The 19,420-nt window shown below is 38.1% G+C and carries 19 protein-coding genes and 2 other annotated features; of the genes, 4 read left to right on the top strand and 15 right to left on the bottom strand.

From position 1 onward, the window contains the following. Positions 1-14: 14 nt before the first annotated feature. The 4 genes from MKX66_RS25320 to alaS all read right to left on the bottom strand — a co-directional run bounded on the left by MKX66_RS25320 (position 15) and on the right by alaS (position 3,710). Complete coding sequence (locus MKX66_RS25320) at positions 15-293, bottom strand: DUF1292 domain-containing protein (RefSeq protein ID WP_002034112.1); 279 nt, start codon at positions 291-293, stop codon at positions 15-17. 12 nt (positions 294-305) lie between these two features. Then, positions 306-719: a Holliday junction resolvase RuvX gene (gene ruvX, locus MKX66_RS25315; RefSeq protein WP_001221204.1), complete on the bottom strand. Its 414-nt coding sequence runs from the start codon at positions 717-719 to the stop codon at positions 306-308. 3 nt (positions 720-722) lie between these two features. Further along, complete coding sequence (locus tag MKX66_RS25310; protein WP_000348591.1) at positions 723-989, bottom strand: IreB family regulatory phosphoprotein; 267 nt, start codon at positions 987-989, stop codon at positions 723-725. A gap of 78 nt (positions 990-1,067) precedes the next feature. Then, positions 1,068-3,710 (bottom strand): alanine--tRNA ligase, encoded by a 2,643-nt coding sequence (alaS, locus tag MKX66_RS25305; protein WP_002034110.1) that lies wholly within the window; start codon positions 3,708-3,710, stop codon positions 1,068-1,070. A gap of 41 nt (positions 3,711-3,751) precedes the next feature. Next, positions 3,752-3,970 (bottom strand) — a binding site (T-box leader). Positions 3,971-4,207: 237 nt separating this feature from the next. Between alaS and MKX66_RS25300 the strand changes: the two genes are divergently transcribed. Further along, complete coding sequence (locus MKX66_RS25300) at positions 4,208-4,552, top strand: PH domain-containing protein (RefSeq protein ID WP_002034108.1); 345 nt, start codon at positions 4,208-4,210, stop codon at positions 4,550-4,552. A gap of 38 nt (positions 4,553-4,590) precedes the next feature. Here MKX66_RS25300 and MKX66_RS25295 read toward each other — a convergent pair whose 3' ends face one another. Further along, entirely contained in the window at positions 4,591-5,658 is a 1,068-nt protein-coding gene (locus MKX66_RS25295; RefSeq protein ID WP_002129216.1) for an AI-2E family transporter, read from the bottom strand. Positions 5,659-5,834: 176 nt separating this feature from the next. Between MKX66_RS25295 and MKX66_RS25290 the strand changes: the two genes are divergently transcribed. After that, a complete protein-coding gene (locus MKX66_RS25290) occupies positions 5,835-6,047 on the top strand; it encodes a hypothetical protein (protein ID WP_002015285.1) in 213 nt (70 codons plus the stop codon). A 36-nt stretch (positions 6,048-6,083) separates the two neighbouring features. Here MKX66_RS25290 and MKX66_RS25285 read toward each other — a convergent pair whose 3' ends face one another. The 7 genes from MKX66_RS25285 to cymR form a co-directional block, all read right to left on the bottom strand. Further along, positions 6,084-6,212 (bottom strand): YrzQ family protein, encoded by a 129-nt coding sequence (locus MKX66_RS25285; protein WP_002015286.1) that lies wholly within the window; start codon positions 6,210-6,212, stop codon positions 6,084-6,086. A gap of 18 nt (positions 6,213-6,230) precedes the next feature. Then, a complete protein-coding gene (locus MKX66_RS25280; protein WP_002015288.1) occupies positions 6,231-6,419 on the bottom strand; it encodes a hypothetical protein in 189 nt (62 codons plus the stop codon). Between the two features lie 127 nt (positions 6,420-6,546). After that, on the bottom strand, positions 6,547-8,883 hold the full coding sequence (gene recD2 / locus MKX66_RS25275) for an SF1B family DNA helicase RecD2 (RefSeq protein WP_341087381.1): 2,337 nt from the start codon (positions 8,881-8,883) through the stop codon (positions 6,547-6,549). Between the two features lie 107 nt (positions 8,884-8,990). Next, complete coding sequence (locus tag MKX66_RS25270; RefSeq protein ID WP_002143220.1) at positions 8,991-9,650, bottom strand: tetratricopeptide repeat protein; 660 nt, start codon at positions 9,648-9,650, stop codon at positions 8,991-8,993. A gap of 110 nt (positions 9,651-9,760) precedes the next feature. Continuing rightward, positions 9,761-10,876 carry a tRNA 2-thiouridine(34) synthase MnmA gene (mnmA, locus tag MKX66_RS25265; protein ID WP_002088752.1) on the bottom strand — a complete coding sequence of 372 codons (1,116 nt, stop codon included), beginning with the start codon at positions 10,874-10,876 and terminating at the stop codon, positions 9,761-9,763. 16 nt (positions 10,877-10,892) lie between these two features. Beyond that, complete coding sequence (locus MKX66_RS25260; protein ID WP_002143221.1) at positions 10,893-12,038, bottom strand: cysteine desulfurase family protein; 1,146 nt, start codon at positions 12,036-12,038, stop codon at positions 10,893-10,895. Positions 12,039-12,073: 35 nt separating this feature from the next. Further along, positions 12,074-12,490, bottom strand: a complete 417-nt coding sequence (gene cymR / locus MKX66_RS25255; protein WP_000704117.1) for a cysteine metabolism transcriptional regulator CymR — start codon at positions 12,488-12,490, stop codon at positions 12,074-12,076. Positions 12,491-12,780: 290 nt separating this feature from the next. On the opposite strand from cymR, the gene MKX66_RS25250 reads away from it, so the two are divergent. Next, positions 12,781-14,067 carry a replication-associated recombination protein A gene (locus MKX66_RS25250; protein WP_002067244.1) on the top strand — a complete coding sequence of 429 codons (1,287 nt, stop codon included), beginning with the start codon at positions 12,781-12,783 and terminating at the stop codon, positions 14,065-14,067. Between the two features lie 37 nt (positions 14,068-14,104). Next, positions 14,105-14,746, top strand: coding sequence for an RsfA family transcriptional regulator (locus MKX66_RS25245; RefSeq protein ID WP_215590208.1), 642 nt, complete (start codon positions 14,105-14,107; stop codon positions 14,744-14,746). A 156-nt stretch (positions 14,747-14,902) separates the two neighbouring features. Here the strand turns inward: MKX66_RS25245 and MKX66_RS25240 are convergent, their stop codons facing one another. From MKX66_RS25240 to hisS, 3 genes are all read right to left on the bottom strand, one after another. After that, positions 14,903-15,670: a tRNA threonylcarbamoyladenosine dehydratase gene (locus MKX66_RS25240; protein WP_000903181.1), complete on the bottom strand. Its 768-nt coding sequence runs from the start codon at positions 15,668-15,670 to the stop codon at positions 14,903-14,905. Positions 15,671-16,018: 348 nt separating this feature from the next. Next, positions 16,019-17,794: an aspartate--tRNA ligase gene (gene aspS / locus MKX66_RS25235; protein ID WP_002015297.1), complete on the bottom strand. Its 1,776-nt coding sequence runs from the start codon at positions 17,792-17,794 to the stop codon at positions 16,019-16,021. A 12-nt stretch (positions 17,795-17,806) separates the two neighbouring features. Next, complete coding sequence (hisS, locus tag MKX66_RS25230) at positions 17,807-19,078, bottom strand: histidine--tRNA ligase (RefSeq protein WP_012261743.1); 1,272 nt, start codon at positions 19,076-19,078, stop codon at positions 17,807-17,809. Positions 19,079-19,147: 69 nt separating this feature from the next. Next, positions 19,148-19,378, bottom strand: a binding site (T-box leader). Between the last annotated feature and the right edge of the window lie 42 nt (positions 19,379-19,420).

Raw genomic sequence — 19,420 nt, 5'->3', positions numbered from 1 at the left:
CTTTTTATCCATTACTATTCTTCTTCTTGCTCATCAGCAAGAGTGTTAAACATTTCTTGTACCATTTCCCACTCTTCTTCAGATTCAATTGAAAGTAATGTTCCACCCTCTTCTTCACTTTGCTCATATGCCATTGCATCGAAGATTTGGTCTCCATCTTCGTCTACTTCACCGATTGGAGAGAAGACTACGTAAGATTTTTTGCCGAATTTTTCAGCATCAAAAGTGAAAATAATTTCACATAAATGTTCGTTTCCTTTTTCGTCTACAATTGTAATTTGATTTTCTTCCATTTTGGTCACCTCTTATTTACTATCTAAAAATCCTTGTAAGATCACGACTGCAGCCATCTTATCGATTACCTGTTTTCGCTTCTTACGGCTCACATCAGCTGAAATGAGCAGACGTTCCGCTGCCATCGTCGACAAACGCTCGTCCCACATTACAACTTCTAATTGTAACAGATTTCGCAGGTTTTCTGCAAATTGCTGGCACGCTTCACCACGAGGGCCGATTGTACCATTCATATTTTTAGGTAAACCTACTACTATTTTGTCCACATTGTACTGTTTTACCAACTCAGAAATACGGTCAAAACCAAAGTGGCCTCGTTCTTCGTTAATCCTGATTGTTTCCAGCCCTTGTGCTGTCCAGCCCATTTCATCGCTCATTGCAACACCGACTGTTTTAGTACCAACATCTAAACCTAATATCCGCATAAACTACTCCTCACGATGATGTTTCAAGTAAGACTTCACAAGCTCTTCAATTATCTCATCACGTTCAAGCTTGCGAACGATGCTTCGTGCATCTTTATGGCGAGGTATGTATGCTGGATCTCCACTTAATAAATAACCGACGATTTGGTTAATCGGATTATAACCTTTTTCTTGAAGTGCATCATACACAGTTAAAAGTACATCATTTACATGGACACTCTGTTTTTCATCTTGAATGCTAAACTTCATTGTCTTATCAAAACCGTCCATTTCAAGCACCTCACTTGTAAGTAGTAAGTATAGGGAGAAGAACTTCTCCTCTCCCTACCATTGTACACTACTATCTCTTTATTTTGAAACAGATTTAACGTACTCTTGTACAAACGCTAAAGCTTCCTCTACTTGCGCTGGGTTTTTACCGCCTGCTTGTGCCATATCAGGACGGCCACCACCGCCGCCTCCACAACGAGAAGCTACTTCTTTCACAAGTTTACCCGCATGGTAACCTTGACTAATTAAATCTTTCGTTACGCCAGCTAAAATGTTTACCTTATCGTCATTTACAGACGCTAATACAACAACTGCAGACTCTAATTTATTTTTAAGGTCATCCATCATTGTACGTAAGTTGTTCATATCTGCAACATTTACTTTCGCCGCTAATACGTTCACGCCATCAACTGTCATTACTGAATCAGTTAAGTTTCCAGCTTCGATATTGCTTAATTTCGCAGCAAGAGATTCGTTTTCTTTTTGAAGTTGTTTTACTTCAGTAAATAAACCATCAACTCTTGTTAAAATATCTTTTGGATTTGTTTTCATTTTTCCTGCTGCTTCTTTTAATAAACCTACTTGATCGTTCATTAATTCGTATGCAGACTTACCAGTTACCGCCTCAATACGACGAGTTCCTGCACCGATACCAGACTCAGCAACAATTTTGAAAATACCAATAGAAGCTGTGTTATCAACGTGACAACCACCGCAAAGCTCTAAGCTGTAATCGCCTACTTGCACAACGCGTACAACATCGCCGTATTTTTCACCGAATAATGCCATTGCGCCCATTTCTTTCGCTTCTTCGATTGCTTTTTGAGAAATCGCAACATCAATACTTTCCCAAATTTTTTCGTTTACGATACGCTCAATTTTTTCTAATTCATCAGCTTGTACTTGACCGAAGTGAGAGAAGTCAAAACGTAAACGTTCAGATGTTACAAGAGAACCAGCTTGGTTAACATGCGTTCCAAGTATATCTTTTAATGCTTGGTGTAGTAAGTGAGTTGCTGTATGGTTTTTCACAACGCTACTACGGTTCTTTGTATCAATAACAGCTTTTACAGCCGCATCTTTCGTTAATGTACCTTCTTCCACAACTACTTTGTGTAAGTTTTGACCATTTGGTGCTTTTTGTACGTCTTTTACAACAACTTTCACGCCGTCAGCAAGAAGGTAACCACGGTCTGCAATTTGCCCACCGCTCTCAGCGTAGAATGGCGTTACATCAAGCATTAATTGTCCTTCTTCACCTGCTTGTAAGCTATCTGTATACTCACCATTTTTCACAAGTGCAACAACGTTACTTTCTGTTGCAACTGTACCGTAACCAACGAATTCGCTCGCTACTTTAACTTCACCAAGTACACCGCCTTGAACTTGCATAGAATCAACGTCTTGACGAGCAGCACGTGCACGCTCACGTTGTTTCTCCATTTCATTTTCAAAGCCCGCTTGATCAACTGTCATACCAGCTTCTTCTGCATATTCTTCTGTTAATTCAATTGGGAAACCGTACGTGTCGTATAGGCGGAACGCATCTACGCCAGAAATAACAGTTGTTTTTTCTTCTTTCGCTTTTGCAATTACTTCAGCTAAAATTGATTCACCATCATGAAGTGTTTCATGGAAACGCTCTTCTTCATTCTTCACAACTTTTGCGATGAAATCTTTCTTTTCAAGTACTTCTGGATAGAAGTCTTTCATTACTTCTCCAACAACCGGTACTAATTCAAACATGAACGGACGGTTGATGTTTAATTTCTTAGAATAACGAACAGCACGGCGTAATAAACGACGTAATACATAACCACGGCCTTCGTTAGATGGAAGAGCACCGTCACCAACAGCGAATGTTACTGTACGGATATGGTCAGCAATTACTTTAAACGCCATATCTTTTTCTAAATCGCCATTACGATATTTCTCACCAGAAATTGATTCTGTTGCACCAATCATCGGCATGAATAGGTCTGTATCAAAGTTCGTAGGTACATCTTGAACGATAGATGTCATACGCTCTAGACCCATTCCTGTATCGATGTTTTTCTTAGGAAGTGGCGTATATGAACCGTCTGGATTATGGTTAAATTGAGAGAATACAAGGTTCCATACTTCTAAGTAACGCTCGTTTTCTCCGCCCGGATATAATTCTGGGTCACTAAAGTCATTACCGTAAGATTCACCGCGGTCATAGAAAATTTCTGTATTCGGTCCACTTGGTCCTTCACCGATATCCCAGAAGTTTTCTTCTAAACGGATGATGCGTTCTTTTGGAACACCCATTTTCTCATTCCAAATTGTGAATGCTTCTTCATCTTCCGGATGAATTGTAACAGATAGTAATTCTTTATCGAATCCGATCCATTTGTCGCTCGTTAGAAATTCCCAAGCCCAAGTAATTGCTTCTTCTTTGAAGTAATCACCGATTGAGAAGTTCCCTAACATTTCAAAGAATGTGTGATGACGAGCCGTTTTCCCCACGTTTTCAATATCGTTTGTACGAATTGATTTTTGTGCATTTGTAATACGTGGATTTTGTGGGATTACACGACCATCAAAATATTTCTTTAATGTCGCTACACCACTATTAATCCATAACAGAGATGGATCTTCATGAGGAACTAGTGATGCACTTGGTTCTACTGCATGTCCTTTTTCTTGGAAAAAGTCTAAAAACATTTGACGAATTTGTGCGCCTGTTAGTTGTTTCATTGTATTTTCCTCCTTAAATATAAAAAACTCCCGCCCCTAATAAAAGGGACGAGAGTTAACTCGCGATACCACCCTAATTATGAATTGATTATTATAACAATCAATTCATCACCTCATGGTGCCGTAACGTGGCAAGACGGCAGTGATTAGCTGCTCTCAGGATTAGCTTTCTGTTACCCTTCATTTAAAGCTCCTTTCAGCCAGTGGAAGCTTCTCTCTACAAATGGACTGTAACGTACTTGTTCCGTCATTGATTTAATGTATTATATGACTAAATATAATAGAATTCTCTTAAGTTTGTCAATGTAGATAATCATTTATATTGTATCAATTGCTTATTAATCATAGTTATTCTACTATTCATTCTTAACAGCCTTTAAATATATTATGCATTTATTACTAAATAGGAATCTTCTCTCAAAAAATACTTTATGCAAATTTCTAAATATTACATTATTTGTTATAATTAAATTATTAACAATAAAGGAGCGATTACAATGACAACCTTATTGAATCAAGCTAAAGAAATGTTAACAACTGATGAAAAAATCCTTTTTTATGCAGCATGCTCATTAAATATATTTATATATCGTTCCGTCGCAAGACCAGGACTGTTAATTTTAACGAACAAACGGCTCTTCTTTTATGGACCAGATGTAAGTAAGAACCCAATATTTGAAGAGTACTCTTTTGCAAACATTTCTAATCTACAAGAGCAAAAGCGTCTTTTCAGCAATCAAATTATATTTATGTACGATAATGAATGGAAAAAAATAAAACATATTCAAACAAATGATGTAAGCTCTCTCGTTCAACAAATACACGAGCAACTCTCTAAATAATGATAGCCCTCTACTTTTATAAGTAGAGGGCTATCATATTACACATCTTCTTTTTTCCAAAGAGGTCTCACATGAACGACCACTGTCCGAATGACCGCTAAAATAGGAACCGATATTAGTAATCCTACAATCCCCGCAACTTCTCCCCCTACTAGTAATGCAAACATAATGATCACAGGATGCATACGAAGCGACTTACCAACGATGTAAGGCGATAAAATGTTACTTTCCAAAAATTGCAAAATAGCAATTGTAATCCCCGCCTTAATGAGTAAACTCGTTGATACCGTTGCCGCAATCATCAACGTGGGAATCGCCCCTAAAATAGGACCAAAGTACGGGATTATATCCGTTACCCCAATAATAATGCCGAGCAGCAATGGATATTTCATACCGATAAACCAAAAAGAAAGAACAGATACTCCCCCTAATACTAAGCAAACAAATAACTGCCCTCGAATATAACTTCCGAGTGATTTATCAATTTCTTTCGCAAGCATTTGCCCCGTACTACGCCACTTACTCGGGACTAATTTCCAAAATATATGATAAAACTCACCGTAATCTTTTAATATGTAAAATACAATGAACGGAATTAAGAAAATAATGAGTAACGAATCCAGTACACCACGAGCTGTGCTCATGACTTTATTTAAAAGCGCTTGAATCTTCGTTTCTACACCACCAAAAATTTGTTTCACCTTTTCATGAATAAATGATGGGAAATTCGCTGTTTGTTCTGTAACTCCATCCATCCAAGAATCGTACATTTTTGTAAACTGCGGAAATTGTTCATTAATTTCTTGTAACTGTTTAATAACAACTGGCGTTCCTTTATAAATTCCATAGCCAATTCCGCCAAAGAAAAGAATATAAATGAGCAAAATAGCAAGTGTGCGTGGCATTCCTTCCTTATGGATTTTTTCAATTAAAGGGTGTAATAAATAAGCAATAAAACAAGCAATAAAGAACGGTGTGATCGCCACTTTAAATACAAAAATAATCGGTGCCCATAGTGGCTTGATTTTTAAAAAGACGAGCAAACAAAGAAAAACGAGTAACAATAATCCTAAACGATATATCCAAATGATTTTAAGATTCTTCACACGAAAAACCTCCTCCATCTTTATTTTGAAAATAAATAGGTTAGGTTATGTGCAAAAGTTTTAAAATCTTTTTATACAGACCATACTGTTTTTTAAAGACGTACATATATTTAACATAATAAGGACAACCACCCCTGAAAATACAGAATGTCAAAATATAATCAGGAGGGCTCATAATGATCTTATTTATGCTTGCATTATCCGCACTTTTTATGCTTCTTGAATGGATTTGTATCGGGTTTGGTATTTGGAAAGGCTTCTTTATTCGTTCCTCACGAAAGGAAAGAGCTAAGCACTTATGGCATTATGGAATGCTTGGCGTTGGATGCTACGGTTTATCTTATCTCTTCTCTGAAATCGGACTTTTATATTTGCATACAAGCGCATAAAAAAACTCCCTTATCATAAAGGGAGTTTTTTACGCCTTATAAATAAGACTTAATCATCTTACGTGCTTTTTTCACATTGCGTTTTGAGAATACATCTTGTTTGCGAGCATATTGATACGCTGCAGCTCCAACACCTAATGCGATTAATGAATTGCGTAGATTCAAAGTAAATCCCCCTTTTCGTTATCCGATCGTTCTTTCATTATCATCAAATAAATCATCAAGAGAGCTTAATGAACCATCTTCCTCTACTTGATGTGTATGGATTTTCCCCTTTGAAACCGATAATTCGATATAACAATTCCAGCAATAAAATTGGTTGACACCTATTTTTCCGATGTCTTTCCCTTTGCAATTTGGACAACTGAACATATGGCTTTCATCTCCTTACAGTCTCCCAGATTCTATTCGCCATTATGTCCAAACTGCATTCATTTATACATTGCTAGAACCTTTCAACGTTATACGTTTGAAAGGTTCACTATATAATTTCACCTTGTTACATGAAATCATACGGTGAAATGTTTTCCACGTCCATTTCTTCACCATTAACCGTCACCATCTGCACTTCTCCTTGTGATTCTTGCAATCGGCCAGCTAAAGTCGTTTGACGCATTGCATCATCAAGGCGATTTACACCGGATTGAAACGCTGCTTCCTCCCCGCAAATAATAAGGAATTTCTTACTCCTTGTAATACCCGTGTAAATTAAATTACGACGTAACATACGGTTATAGCTTTTTACAATCGGCATAATAACAATCGGAAATTCACTACCTTGTGATTTATGAATCGAGCAGCAATATGCATGTGTAATTTGATTTAAATCTGGCTTTGTATACGTTACTTCAATCCCATCAAATGAAACGATAATCATATCTTGTTGCTCAACGTTTTCTTTCGCATAAAACACCGAAACGATTTCTCCGATATCACCATTAAATACTTGGCTTTCCGGCTGATTGACTAATTGAAGTACTTTATCACCTCTGCGGTATACAACGTCACCGTAGGCAATTTCTTTACTTTTTTCTTTTTTCGGATTGAACACTTCTTGAAGAGCTTCATTTAACACATTAATACCTGCCGGTCCGCGGTACATAGGTGCCAACACTTGTACATCTCTTGCGCTAAACCCTTTCGTCTTCGCGTTTTCACATACTTTTTTTACAACTTCAACAATTTGAGCACCTGCACAGCTGATAAATGAACGATCTTTTTTATTTTGCGCTAAATCTGGTGGAAGTGTTCCGTCCTTTATCGCATGGGCAAGTTGAATAACAGATGACCCTTCCGCTTGACGATAAATTTCTGTAAGCTTGACCGTTGGAACCGCACCTGCATTCAATAAATCTTTTAACACTTGTCCAGGTCCTACAGATGGCAACTGATCTTCATCACCTACAACGATAACTTGAATATTTGTCGGAAGTGACTTGAATAGCTGATTTGCAAGCCAAATATCTACCATCGAAAACTCATCAATAATAAGGAGCTTCCCTTGTACAGGGTCTGTTTCATTGCGCTGAAAAGATCCTTCTGGCGTCCATCCAAGCAGACGATGAATTGTGCAAGCTGGAAGTCCTGTCGATTCACTCATGCGCTTCGCCGCTCTTCCAGTTGGGGCCGTTAATAATATTGGAAATGGATTATCATCACTATATTCATTCGGATTTAATGATACTCCGTGAAGTGACGCATACATTTCAACAATTCCTTTAATAACTGTTGTTTTCCCCGTCCCTGGTCCACCTGTTAATAACATCATCGGCTTATGAAGTGCAGTTTGAACTGCTTCTTGCTGAAGCGGCGCATACTGTACCTTTAGCTGTTCTTCAATTTCTCCTAACGTTTTTAACACTTCTGCTTCAGGGAATGCAGGGGTTTCTTCTTGATTCATAAGACGACGAATTGACTTTACAACGCCTTTCTCAGAATAGAATAAAGAAGCTAAATACACTCGCTCTTCTTCTATAATGACTTTCCCTTCGCTTTGCATCATTTCAACGCAGCCTACAATATCTTCCTCAGTCACTCTACCTTCTTGATTATTTAAAAGTGACATCGTTTCTCTTACAAGCTGACCTTTTTCCATATACACGTGACCGAGTTGTAATGAAATATTCTCTAACGTATAAAAACACCCTGCACGTACACGGTCGTCGTGATTGCCCGTTATTCCGATTGCACGCCCTATATCATCTGCTCTTCCAAATCCAATTCCGTCCACTTCTTCAATAAGTTTATACGGATTATTACGAATCACTTCTAATGTCATCTCTTTATATTGCTGATAAATTTTAATAGAAAGTTTTGTTCCAAAACCGTAACCATTTAAAAAACTCATCACTTTCTCGAGCCCTTGATGCTCAATAATCGTCTCATATATTTCCTGCGCTTTTTGCTTGTTTACAACACCACTTAACGCATCCGGATCATCCATAATTTTAGAAATCGCATGCTCACCAAGATGGTCCACGATTTTTTCGGCTGTACGCTTTCCAATCCCTTTAAATAAATCGCTCGCTAAATATTGCACCATACCTGCTTTTGTTTGTGGCAGTTCTTTTTTAAACGTTTCAACTAAATATTGTTTTCCATACTTTGGGTGGTCTTTAAAATGACCTGTTAATGTAAACACTTCATCTTCATGCATACGGGGAAAATGACCGTTTATCATTACTTTTTTTTCGTCGTATGTTTCATTCGTTCCAATGACTTTCATACTGACAACGGAATAGAGGTTTTCTTCGTTGTGGAAAATGGTATGAAGAACTTGCGCTTTTATAAATTTTTTTTCTTCCTCAAACAAATCCATTGCATGTTGATTTCCCATATTTCCTCTCCTTTCCGAGTTCTTTTCACTTTAATGAGCAGTACATCCCCCACCTCTTTCACAATCTTTAGATGAGGGGTAACTGCGCATTAAACTATAATTTCACTTTATTCAGCTTCTTGCTCTAATAAACGAATACCATTACCAGCTAAAAAGTGGTCTGCTTGAATTTCAGTCGCTTTCTTAAATAAAGTAAGAGCTTTCTCGTTATTCTCCTCGAATACGTACGCAACACCTAAATTATAATACGCATCTGCATGCTCTTCATCCATTTCTAACACCTTTTCAAAATAAGGTTTTGCCTCTTGAATATGTTCTAGTCGTGCGAAGCAAAGTCCGCATTGGAAAACAGCTTCTACATCGCCTTCATCTAATTCCGTCGCTCTTTGTAAAAATGGAAGTGCAAGACGATCATTTCCAAGTTGCACATGTGTGATACCTAACATAAATGTTACGTCAGCTGATTGTAATCCCACTTGCATCGCTTGTTCAAATACAGCCTTCGCCTCTGCAAATTGCTCTTGACCGTAATATACATTTCCTAAGCCATAATAAGCAGCAGCAGATTTACCATCTAATTCTAATGCACGTTTATAAAATACAATTGCTCGCTCACTATCACCTAATACATCTAATAAATTCGCAAAGTTAATGTATCCAAGCGCATCTTTCGGATTTTCTTCGATTGCTTCTGTGAAATTTTTAGCTGCTTCTTCCCAGTTTCCTTCTTGCATATATTTAATACCTGTTTCAAGTTTGTTTGACATATCCTTCACCTCTACAACAAATTATAACAAAGAATGTATTTTCCAAGCGAACGAAAATTCGCTTTATGTAAAAGAAACCTCTAACCGCTAATCGGCAGAGGCTTCTCGTGTTATCCTAAATAATCTAATTTCTTACCACTATGATATACTTCATCAATTGTAGCGCCGCCTAAGCACTCATCTCCATCATAGAAAACAACTGCTTGGCCTGGCGTAATCGCACGAATTGGCTCATCACAAAGAATACGAACTGTATTTTCATCAACGATTTGAACCGTTACTTTATTGTCTGCTTGACGATAACGGAATTTCGCTGTACACGTAAATTCTTTTTCCTTCGCTTTATTACTTACCCAGCCTACATTCGTAGCAATAACTTCATCACCATATAGAAGTTCGTTATGGAATCCTTGATCAACATATAAAATGTTTTCTTTCAAGTTTTTTCCAACAGCAAACCACGGATCACCATTACCACCAATACCAAGGCCATGACGTTGTCCAATTGTATAATACATTAAACCATCATGTTTCCCTTTCACTTCACCAGATAATGTTTGCATCACACCTGGTTGCGCCGGTAAATAGTTACTTAAGAAATCTTTAAAGTTACGCTCACCGATGAAGCAAATACCAGTACTATCTTTCTTCGCCGCTGTCGCTAAACCAGCTTCTGTCGCCATTTCGCGAATTTGTGGTTTCTTTAATTCACCTAATGGGAACATTGTTTTTGATAGTTGCTCTTGGCTTAATTGATTTAAGAAATATGTTTGATCTTTATTGTCATCAACGCCGCGAAGCATTTTATATTCGCCGTCCATATAAGCAACGCGTGCATAATGACCTGTTGCTACATAATCAGCACCAAGTGCAATTGCATGCTCTAAAAATGCTTTAAATTTAATTTCTTTGTTACACATTACATCTGGGTTTGGTGTACGACCAGCTCGGTACTCATCTAAAAAGTACGTAAATACTTTATCCCAGTATTGTTTTTCAAAGTTTACTGCATAATACGGAATGCCGATTTGGTTACACACTTCAATTACATCATTGTAATCTTCTGTTGCTGTGCAGACACCATTTGCATCTGTATCATCCCAGTTTTTCATAAAAATTCCGATTACATCATAACCCTGCTCTTTTAATAAAAGAGCTGCTACAGATGAATCGACGCCACCGGACATCCCGATGACAACGCGTGTTTCTTGAGGTAGTTTGTTCATCATGTCACCTCCCATGCTAATTTTGTGTTAATCGCTTCACGATTTTCACTGTTTCGTACGCCGCTTTTTCAATTTGCTCTTTCGTATTTCCAAGTCCGAAACTAAAGCGTACGGATGAACGTATTTGATCGGAGTCTTTTCCGAACATCGCCACTAATACATGTGATGGATCAATCGAACCAGCTGTACAAGCAGAACCACTTGATACTGCAATACCAGCTAAGTCTAGGTTTACAAGAAACGGTTCAATATTCATTCCTGTAAAACTTATATTAAACACATGTGGTAAGCGATATTCCAAGTCTCCGTTTACCTCGAAATGAATGTCCTCATTTTTGAAGACAGATACCATTATATCTTTAAACTCTTCATATTGGGCATTTTTTTGCTCACGAGTTTTTTCAGCTAGCGAAACTGCATGTTGAAGTCCAACAATACTAGGTATATTTTCAGTACCAGCACGACGTTTTCTTTCTTGCTCTCCGCCTATTAATAACGGTTCAAATTTCACATTTGCACCAGCATATAGGAACCCTACACCTTTTGGGCCGTTAATTTTGTGAGCGGAAATCGATAATAAATCAATACCAAACTCTTTCACATCTATTTCTATTAAACCGTAAGCTTGTACAGCATCTGTGTGGAAATAAGCTTGATGCTCTTTTAACAACTTACCTATTTCCACAATTGGTTGTATTGTCCCTACTTCATTATTCCCGAACATAATAGATACAAGAATCGTCTCTTCCGTTAGTGCCTTTTGTATGTCAGAAACTTGAACACGCCCTGTTTCATCAACAGGTAAATACGTCACTTCAAATCCTTCACGCTCTAACAATTCACACGTATGCAAAATCGCATGATGTTCAATTTGCGTTGTAATAATATGGTTACCTTTATGACGATTCGCGCGCGCTACACCTATAAGTGCTAAATTATCAGCTTCTGTACCACCGCTCGTGAATATAATTTCATTTGGACTCGCGTGAATGCTACGTGCACACACACGTCTCGCCTCATCTACCGCATGGCGCGTTTGACGCCCATAAAAGTGAATACTAGACGGGTTTCCAAATGTTTCTGTCATATATGGAATCATCTTTTCGACCACTTCTGGGTGAGTCGGAGATGTCGCAGCATGATCTAAGTAAATGCGTTCCATTAAATCTCCTTCTTTCCAAATCGTTTCACAAGGAATTAAATGTAAAACATATAGCCCCCGTGATTTTCTTCCTCATAACGTACTAAATCTTCTAAAGTTGTACTATCTAATACTTCTTGCACCGCATCACGAACACGCATCCATAATTGACGTTGTGCTGGTTCTTCTTCTTCTATCATTTCTACAACACTAATTGGACCCTCTAGTACACGGATTACATCTCCAGCTGTAATGTTGACTGGCTGATCAGATAATACATATCCACCATATGCACCACGCGTACTCTTTACAAGACGAGCGTTACGAAGTGGTGAAATTAATTGCTCTAAGTAATGCTCAGATAGGTCATGCGCCTGCGCAATTGATTTTAATGAAATTGGGCCTTCACCAAACTTTTTTGCAAGGTCGATCATAATTGTTAAGCCGTAGCGGCCTTTCGTTGAAATCTTCATCTATTTGCACCTCATTTCAAATTTTCACTTCTATTGGTTATATCTTATTTATAAAAGAACACAATTTAAAATCCTATGAAATTATAGCATAATATAGTATTATAAGAAATTTCAACTTGTGTATCAAAATGATAACATAAAATCACATTGAAAAACTCGGAAATTATTACAATTGAAAGAAAAATGAAAATATTATCCTTCGTTTTTCCCATAAAACAGCATCCTATTTCAAATTTCATCAAAAAAAATGATACGATAGAATGAGATTATACATTAAGGGAGAGGGTCAAATGAAACAACCACTCGCACATCGAATGCGCCCTACAAATATTCAAGAAATTATCGGACAACAGCATTTAGTTGGTGAAGGCAAGATTTTATGGCGAATGGTCCAAGCAAATCATTTTCAATCAATGATTTTATACGGTCCTCCAGGCACAGGAAAAACATCAATCGCCAGCGCAATTGCAGGAAGTACTGGAACCCTGTTTCGCCTCTTAAACGCTGTTACTCATAATAAAAAAGATATGGAAGTTGTCGTACAAGAAGCGAAGATGCATCGGCACCTCGTTTTAATTTTGGATGAAGTTCATAGGCTAGATAAAGCGAAGCAAGACTTTCTATTACCCCATTTAGAAAGCGGACTTCTTACTTTAATTGGTGCAACGACAAGCAATCCGTTCCATGCTATTAATTCTGCTATTCGAAGTCGTTGTCAAATCTTCGAATTACACGCATTAACAGAAGATGATATTTTAATTGGCTTAAAACGAGCGCTTGAAGATAAAGAAAAAGGGCTTGGGGAATATGATGTAACTGTTACGGATGAAGCATTACATCACTTTGCAAATGCATCAGGCGGAGATATGCGCTCAGCTTATAATGCACTTGAACTAGCTGTTTTATCTAGCTTTACAACTGACGACAAAGCCGCGGAAATTACACTTGAAATCGCAGAAGAATGCTTACAGAAAAAGAGTTTCGTTCACGACAAAGGTGGCGATGCTCACTATGACGTTTTATCTGCTTTTCAAAAATCAGTACGCGGAAGTGATGTGAACGCCGCACTTCATTATTTAGCACGTCTTATTGAAGCTGGTGACTTACAAAGCATCGGTAGACGTCTGCTTATTATGGCATATGAAGATATCGGACTTGCTAGCCCACAAGCTGGACAACGTACACTTGCAGCGATTGAATCAGCTGAACGGGTCGGCTTCCCAGAGGCACGCATACCACTTGCAAATGCTGTTATTGAACTTTGTCTATCACCGAAATCAAACTCGGCCTATAAAGCACTCGATGCCGCACTACACGATTTACGTAATGGCCAAACAGGCGATATTCCAAGTCATTTAAAAGATAGTCATTATAAAGGAGCCGAATCGTTAGGAAGAGGCATCGGATACTTATATCCACACGATCACCCAAATGGCTGGGTACAACAACAATACTTACCTGATAAAATTAAAAACAAGCAATATTATAAACCGAAAACGACAGGAAAATTTGAACAAGCACTTTCTACTGTTTATGAAAGATTACAAAGTTCGCATAAAACGAAGAATAAAGGGTAATATAAGCGAAAACGTCACCATTACGGAGGGTTCGCTTATGAAAACACGTCAAGATGCATGGACAAAAGAAGACGATCTCCTTTTAGCAGAAACTGTTTTACGACATATTCGCAGCGGAAGTACACAAATAAAAGCATTCGATGAAGTTGGTGATACATTAAACCGAACTTCAGCAGCTTGTGGCTTTAGATGGAATGCTGAAGTAAGACCATATTATGAAGATGCGGTGCAAATCGCAAAAAAACAACGTAAAGAATTAAAGCGTTCGGAAGCTAAAATAGAAAAAGAGCAGTTCACACAAACTCGGCAGCTCGTAATCGATGCCGAGTTTTCAGAAGATATTGTCCCAAATAAACAAGATCTTACAATGCAAAATGTCATCTCATTTTTGCAAAACTTGGAGCACAATAACTCTTCACTCGCAAAGTTACAAACTGAAAATGACGTATTACAAGATCAGCTCACTTCCCTGCAAAAAATGAATAATGAACTTGAAGCAAAATTAGCTGTTCTCACAAAAAAACAACAAGCAATCGAAGAAGATTATGCAATGCTTGTTAGAATTATGGATCGTGCTCGAAAACTTGTTTCGGTCGAAGAACAAGAAGAGCAAATTGCTCCGATTTTCAAAACCGATCAAAATGGAAATTTAGATATTATATATTCTGCAGAAAACTAAAAACAGGGATGCCACTTTTTCAACTAAGTGACATCCCTGTTTATTTTCCCTTAGTGAAAAAGCACCACAGTAAATGAAATTATATTAACGATTCGACATCGATATTTCTTTAAAACATACAAAAAGCATATATCCTAAACGATATATGCTTCCTTTTTATTCTTGCCCTACACGCTTGACTTCTACGTTTTTAATACGCTCACGTACAACGTGACTTGCCATAATTAAACCAGCCACAGATGGTACGAACGCATTTGAAGAAGGTGGTAATTTCGCTTTACGAATTTTTGCATTTTCGTCTGGTACGATTTCTTTACGTACTTCTTCACGAATTACGATTGGGTTTTCGTCAGAGAAGACAACTTTTACACCTTTTTTAATACCATCTTTACGAAGCTTCGTACGAATTACTTTCGCAATTGGATCTGTATGTGTTTTAGAAATGTCCGCAATACGGAAACGAGTTGGGTCCATTTTATTTGCCGCACCCATACATGAGATAATTTTGATTTTACGACGTAAACATTGTTTAATTAAATGAATTTTGAACGTAATCGTATCAGATGCATCTACTACGAAATCTAAACCGTGTTTAAAGAACTCTTCATATGTTTCATCTGTATAAAACATCTCTAGTCCAATTACTTCACACTCTGGATTAATATCTGCAATACGCTCTTTCATTAATTCTACTTTTGAACGTCCTACAGTAGATACTAACGCGTGAATTTGACGGTTTACGTTTGTAATATCTACAACATCTTTGTCAACTAATACGAGACGTCCTACGCCAGAACGTGCTAACGCTTCTGCCGAAAATGATCCTACGCCGCCAATACCTAAAATACCGACTGTACTATTTTTTAATATTTCAAGGCCTTCTTTTCCAAAGGCTAATTCATTACGTGAAAATTGATGTAACATTCAGCTCTACACTCCTATTACAAAAATGGTCTACCATGTATTCTAGCGTTTTTCCGACTATTTGTATAGAAAAAGTTATAGAATCCTTAAAAATACATATTTTAAAAATAAAAACATAGTGTAAACCGGGCTTTTACTTCTTCCTAAATGCAAGTTTAAAAAGGAGGATTCAGATGGCCGAGCAGATCGAGGCACTCATGCTAGGAGGAGCACAGTGTAGCTTTACTACTCGAGCACCGGACTAGCATAAGCAACGATGAGATGCGAGGGTTATCTGAACCGGACTTTTTAAACAACCTCTATAAAAAAAGCCTAGATGGGGTTAGTATAACCATCTAGACTCTATTCTTACTTCTCTTCTTTCAAGCTTAATTTTAAGCTTAGCTCTTCAAGCTGAGCTTCTGCAACTGGGCTTGGCGCTTCTGTTAATAAGCAGCTTGCGCTTGCTGTTTTCGGGAATGCAATTGTATCACGAAGGTTCGTACGACCTGCAAGTAACATAACAAGACGGTCTAAACCTAATGCGATTCCGCCGTGTGGTGGTGTACCGTATTCGAATGCTTCTAATAAGAATCCGAATTGTTCTTGTGCTTCTTCTTGTGAGAATCCAAGTGCTTTGAACATTTTTTCTTGTACGTCACGCTCGTAAATACGAAGTGATCCACCACCAAGCTCATAACCGTTTAATACAAGGTCATATGCTTGTGCACGTGCTTTTTCTGGTGCTGTTTCTAATAACTCAACGTCTTCACGGAATGGCATTGTGAATGGGTGGTGAGCTGCGAAGTAACGATCTGCATCTTCATCGTACTCAAGAAGTGGCCAATCAGTTACCCATAGGAAGTTAAATTTACTTTCGTCAATTAACTCAAGTTCTTTACCTAGACGTAAACGAAGTGCACCTAAGCTATCTGCAACAACACTTTTCTTATCTGCTACGAATAGTAATAAGTCACCAGCATCCGCTTCTAATGTACTCATTAACACGTTTGCCTCTTCTTCACCGAAGAATTTCGCAATCGGTCCTTTTAAGCCGTCTTCTTCAACTTTAAGCCAAGCTAGACCTTTTGCACCGTATACTTTGGCGAATTCAGTTAATGCATCGATGTCTTTACGAGAGTATTTGCTCGCTGCACCTTTTGCGTTAATCGCTTTTACTTGTCCGCCGTTTTCTACAGCACTTGTAAATACTTTAAATCCACAACCTACTGCAAATTCAGATAGGTCTTTTAGTTCCATTTCAAAGCGTGTATCCGGCTTATCAGAACCAAAGCGAGCCATTGCATCAGCATATTTCATACGAGGGAATGGTGCACTAACTTCTACACCTTTTGCATCCTTCATGACTTTCGTCATCATACGCTCCATCATTTCTAAAATTTCATCTTGTGTTAAGAATGATGCCTCGATATCAATTTGCGTGAATTCCGGTTGACGATCCGCACGTAAATCTTCGTCACGGAAACAACGTGCTACTTGATAGTAACGCTCAAATCCACCGACCATAAGAAGCTGTTTAAATAGCTGCGGAGATTGAGGTAATGCATAAAATTCACCATCATGCACACGGCTTGGTACTAAATAGTCGCGAGCTCCTTCTGGCGTGCTCTTCGTTAAAATTGGTGTTTCAACTTCTAAGAACTCTTCTGTATCTAAGAAGTTACGAATTGTTTTCGTTACGTCATGACGCATTTTGAATGTGTTGAACATTGCAGGACGACGTAAGTCTAAGTAACGATATTTTAAACGCACATCTTCTGATGCATCTGTATCATCAGCAATAATGATTGGCGTTGTTTTCGCTGCGTTTAATACATTTACTTTCGATGCTTGTACTTCAATACGACCAGTTGCCATATTATCATTAATTGCGCCTTCACCACGTTCAACAACTGTACCTTCTACGTGCAATACGTATTCGCTACGAATCGTTTCTGCTACTTCTAACGCTTCTTTTGATGTTTCTGGATTAAATACAACTTGTACGATACCTGTACGGTCACGTAAGTCGATAAAGATTAATCCACCTAAATCACGGCGTTTTTGTACCCAACCTTTTAATTGAACTGTTTGTCCAACCGCTTCTACTGTTACTTTTCCGCATGCATGTGTTCTTTCAGCCACTTTAAGTTCCCCCTATATTAATTTCTCTGCTACATATGAAGCAAATACATCTAACGCTACTTCTTCTTGTCCGCCTGTTGCCATATCTTTTAAGTTAATGATGCCTTTATCTAGCTCATCTTCCCCTAATACAGCTACGTATTTCGCATTTAAACGATCTGCAGATTTAAATTGTGCTTTCATTTTGCGATCTAAATAATCTTTTTCAACTGATAATCCAGCTTTACGAAGATCGAACGCAACTTTTGCAGCACGGTCTTTCGCTTTTTCACCAAGTGCTACAACGTAACAATCAATACTATGTTCAATTGGTAACTCAATATTTTCAGCCTTCAGTGCCATAATTAAACGCTCAATACTCATCGCAAAACCGATACCTGGCATTTCCGGTCCACCGATTTCTTGTACAAGTCCGTTATAACGGCCACCGCCACTTAATGTTGTGATAGCACCGAAACCTTCTGCCTCACTCATAATTTCAAAAACAGTGTGTTGGTAGTAGTCTAAACCACGTACTAAATTCGGATCTTTCTCAAATGGAACATCCATCATCGTTAGTAGTTCTTGTACTTTGTCGTAGTATACTGCTGAATCTTCGTTTAAGTATTCTGTAATAGATGGTGCCGTGCTCATTAATTCATGATTACGGTCCTTCTTACAGTCTAAAATACGAAGAGGGTTTTTTTCTAAGCGAGATTGGCAATCAGAACAGAATTCTCCGATGCGCGGCTCAAAGTGAGCAATTAACGCATCACGGTGCGCTTGACGACTCGCTGCATCACCTAAGCTATTTAATACAACTTTAATATTTTTCAAGCCCATACCGCGGTAAAACTCTACAGCAAGTGCAATTACTTCTGCATCAATTGCTGGATCGTTACTACCAATTGCTTCAATACCGAATTGTACGAATTGACGATAGCGACCTGCTTGTGGTCTTTCATAACGGAACATTTGGCCGATATAGTATAATTTTGTTGGTTGTGTTGCATCACCGAACATTTTGTTTTCAACGTAAGAACGTACAACAGGTGCAGTACCTTCTGGACGTAATGTTAAACTACGCTCTCCACGGTCTTGGAATGAATACATTTCTTTTTGTACGATATCTGTCGTATCACCAACACCACGTAAAAATAGCTCTGTGTGCTCAAAAATTGGTGTACGAATTTCTTTATAATTGTAACGACGGCAAATGTCGCGTGCTTGCCCTTCGATATACTGCCATAACTCAACACTACCTGGAAGAATATCTTGCGTTCCGCGTGGGATTTGAATAGACATATTCAGTTCCTCCTCAAATTGTTTTAATCTTAATAAAAATAAAAAAACTCCCGCCTCTACTGTTTGAACAGTAGGGACGAGAGTATTATACCCGTGGTGCCACCCTAATTGAAGCACGTATGCTTCCACTTTTTTAATAACGCTTAAATTTGCGTTCATCTCTACTAAGCGTATAAGCCTTTCAAGTTGAAACCTACAGAGTGTCATTCAATCAGTCATCATGTAGAAATGTTTTCAGCCTAGGACATTTCTTCTCTTTCCATGTGTATCTCATTTACTCTCCTCTATCAACGGCTATATTCATATGTAAATATAAAATTACTATACGTTTGTTGAGTAGGA

Origin of the sequence: Bacillus sp. FSL R9-9530 (genome assembly GCF_038008145.1) — a bacterium.
In the GTDB taxonomy this organism is placed as follows: domain Bacteria; phylum Bacillota; class Bacilli; order Bacillales; family Bacillaceae_G; genus Bacillus_A; species Bacillus_A mycoides.
The sequence above is the reverse complement of the archived record's forward strand: the minus strand, read 5'-3'. Positions and strand labels throughout refer to the sequence as shown.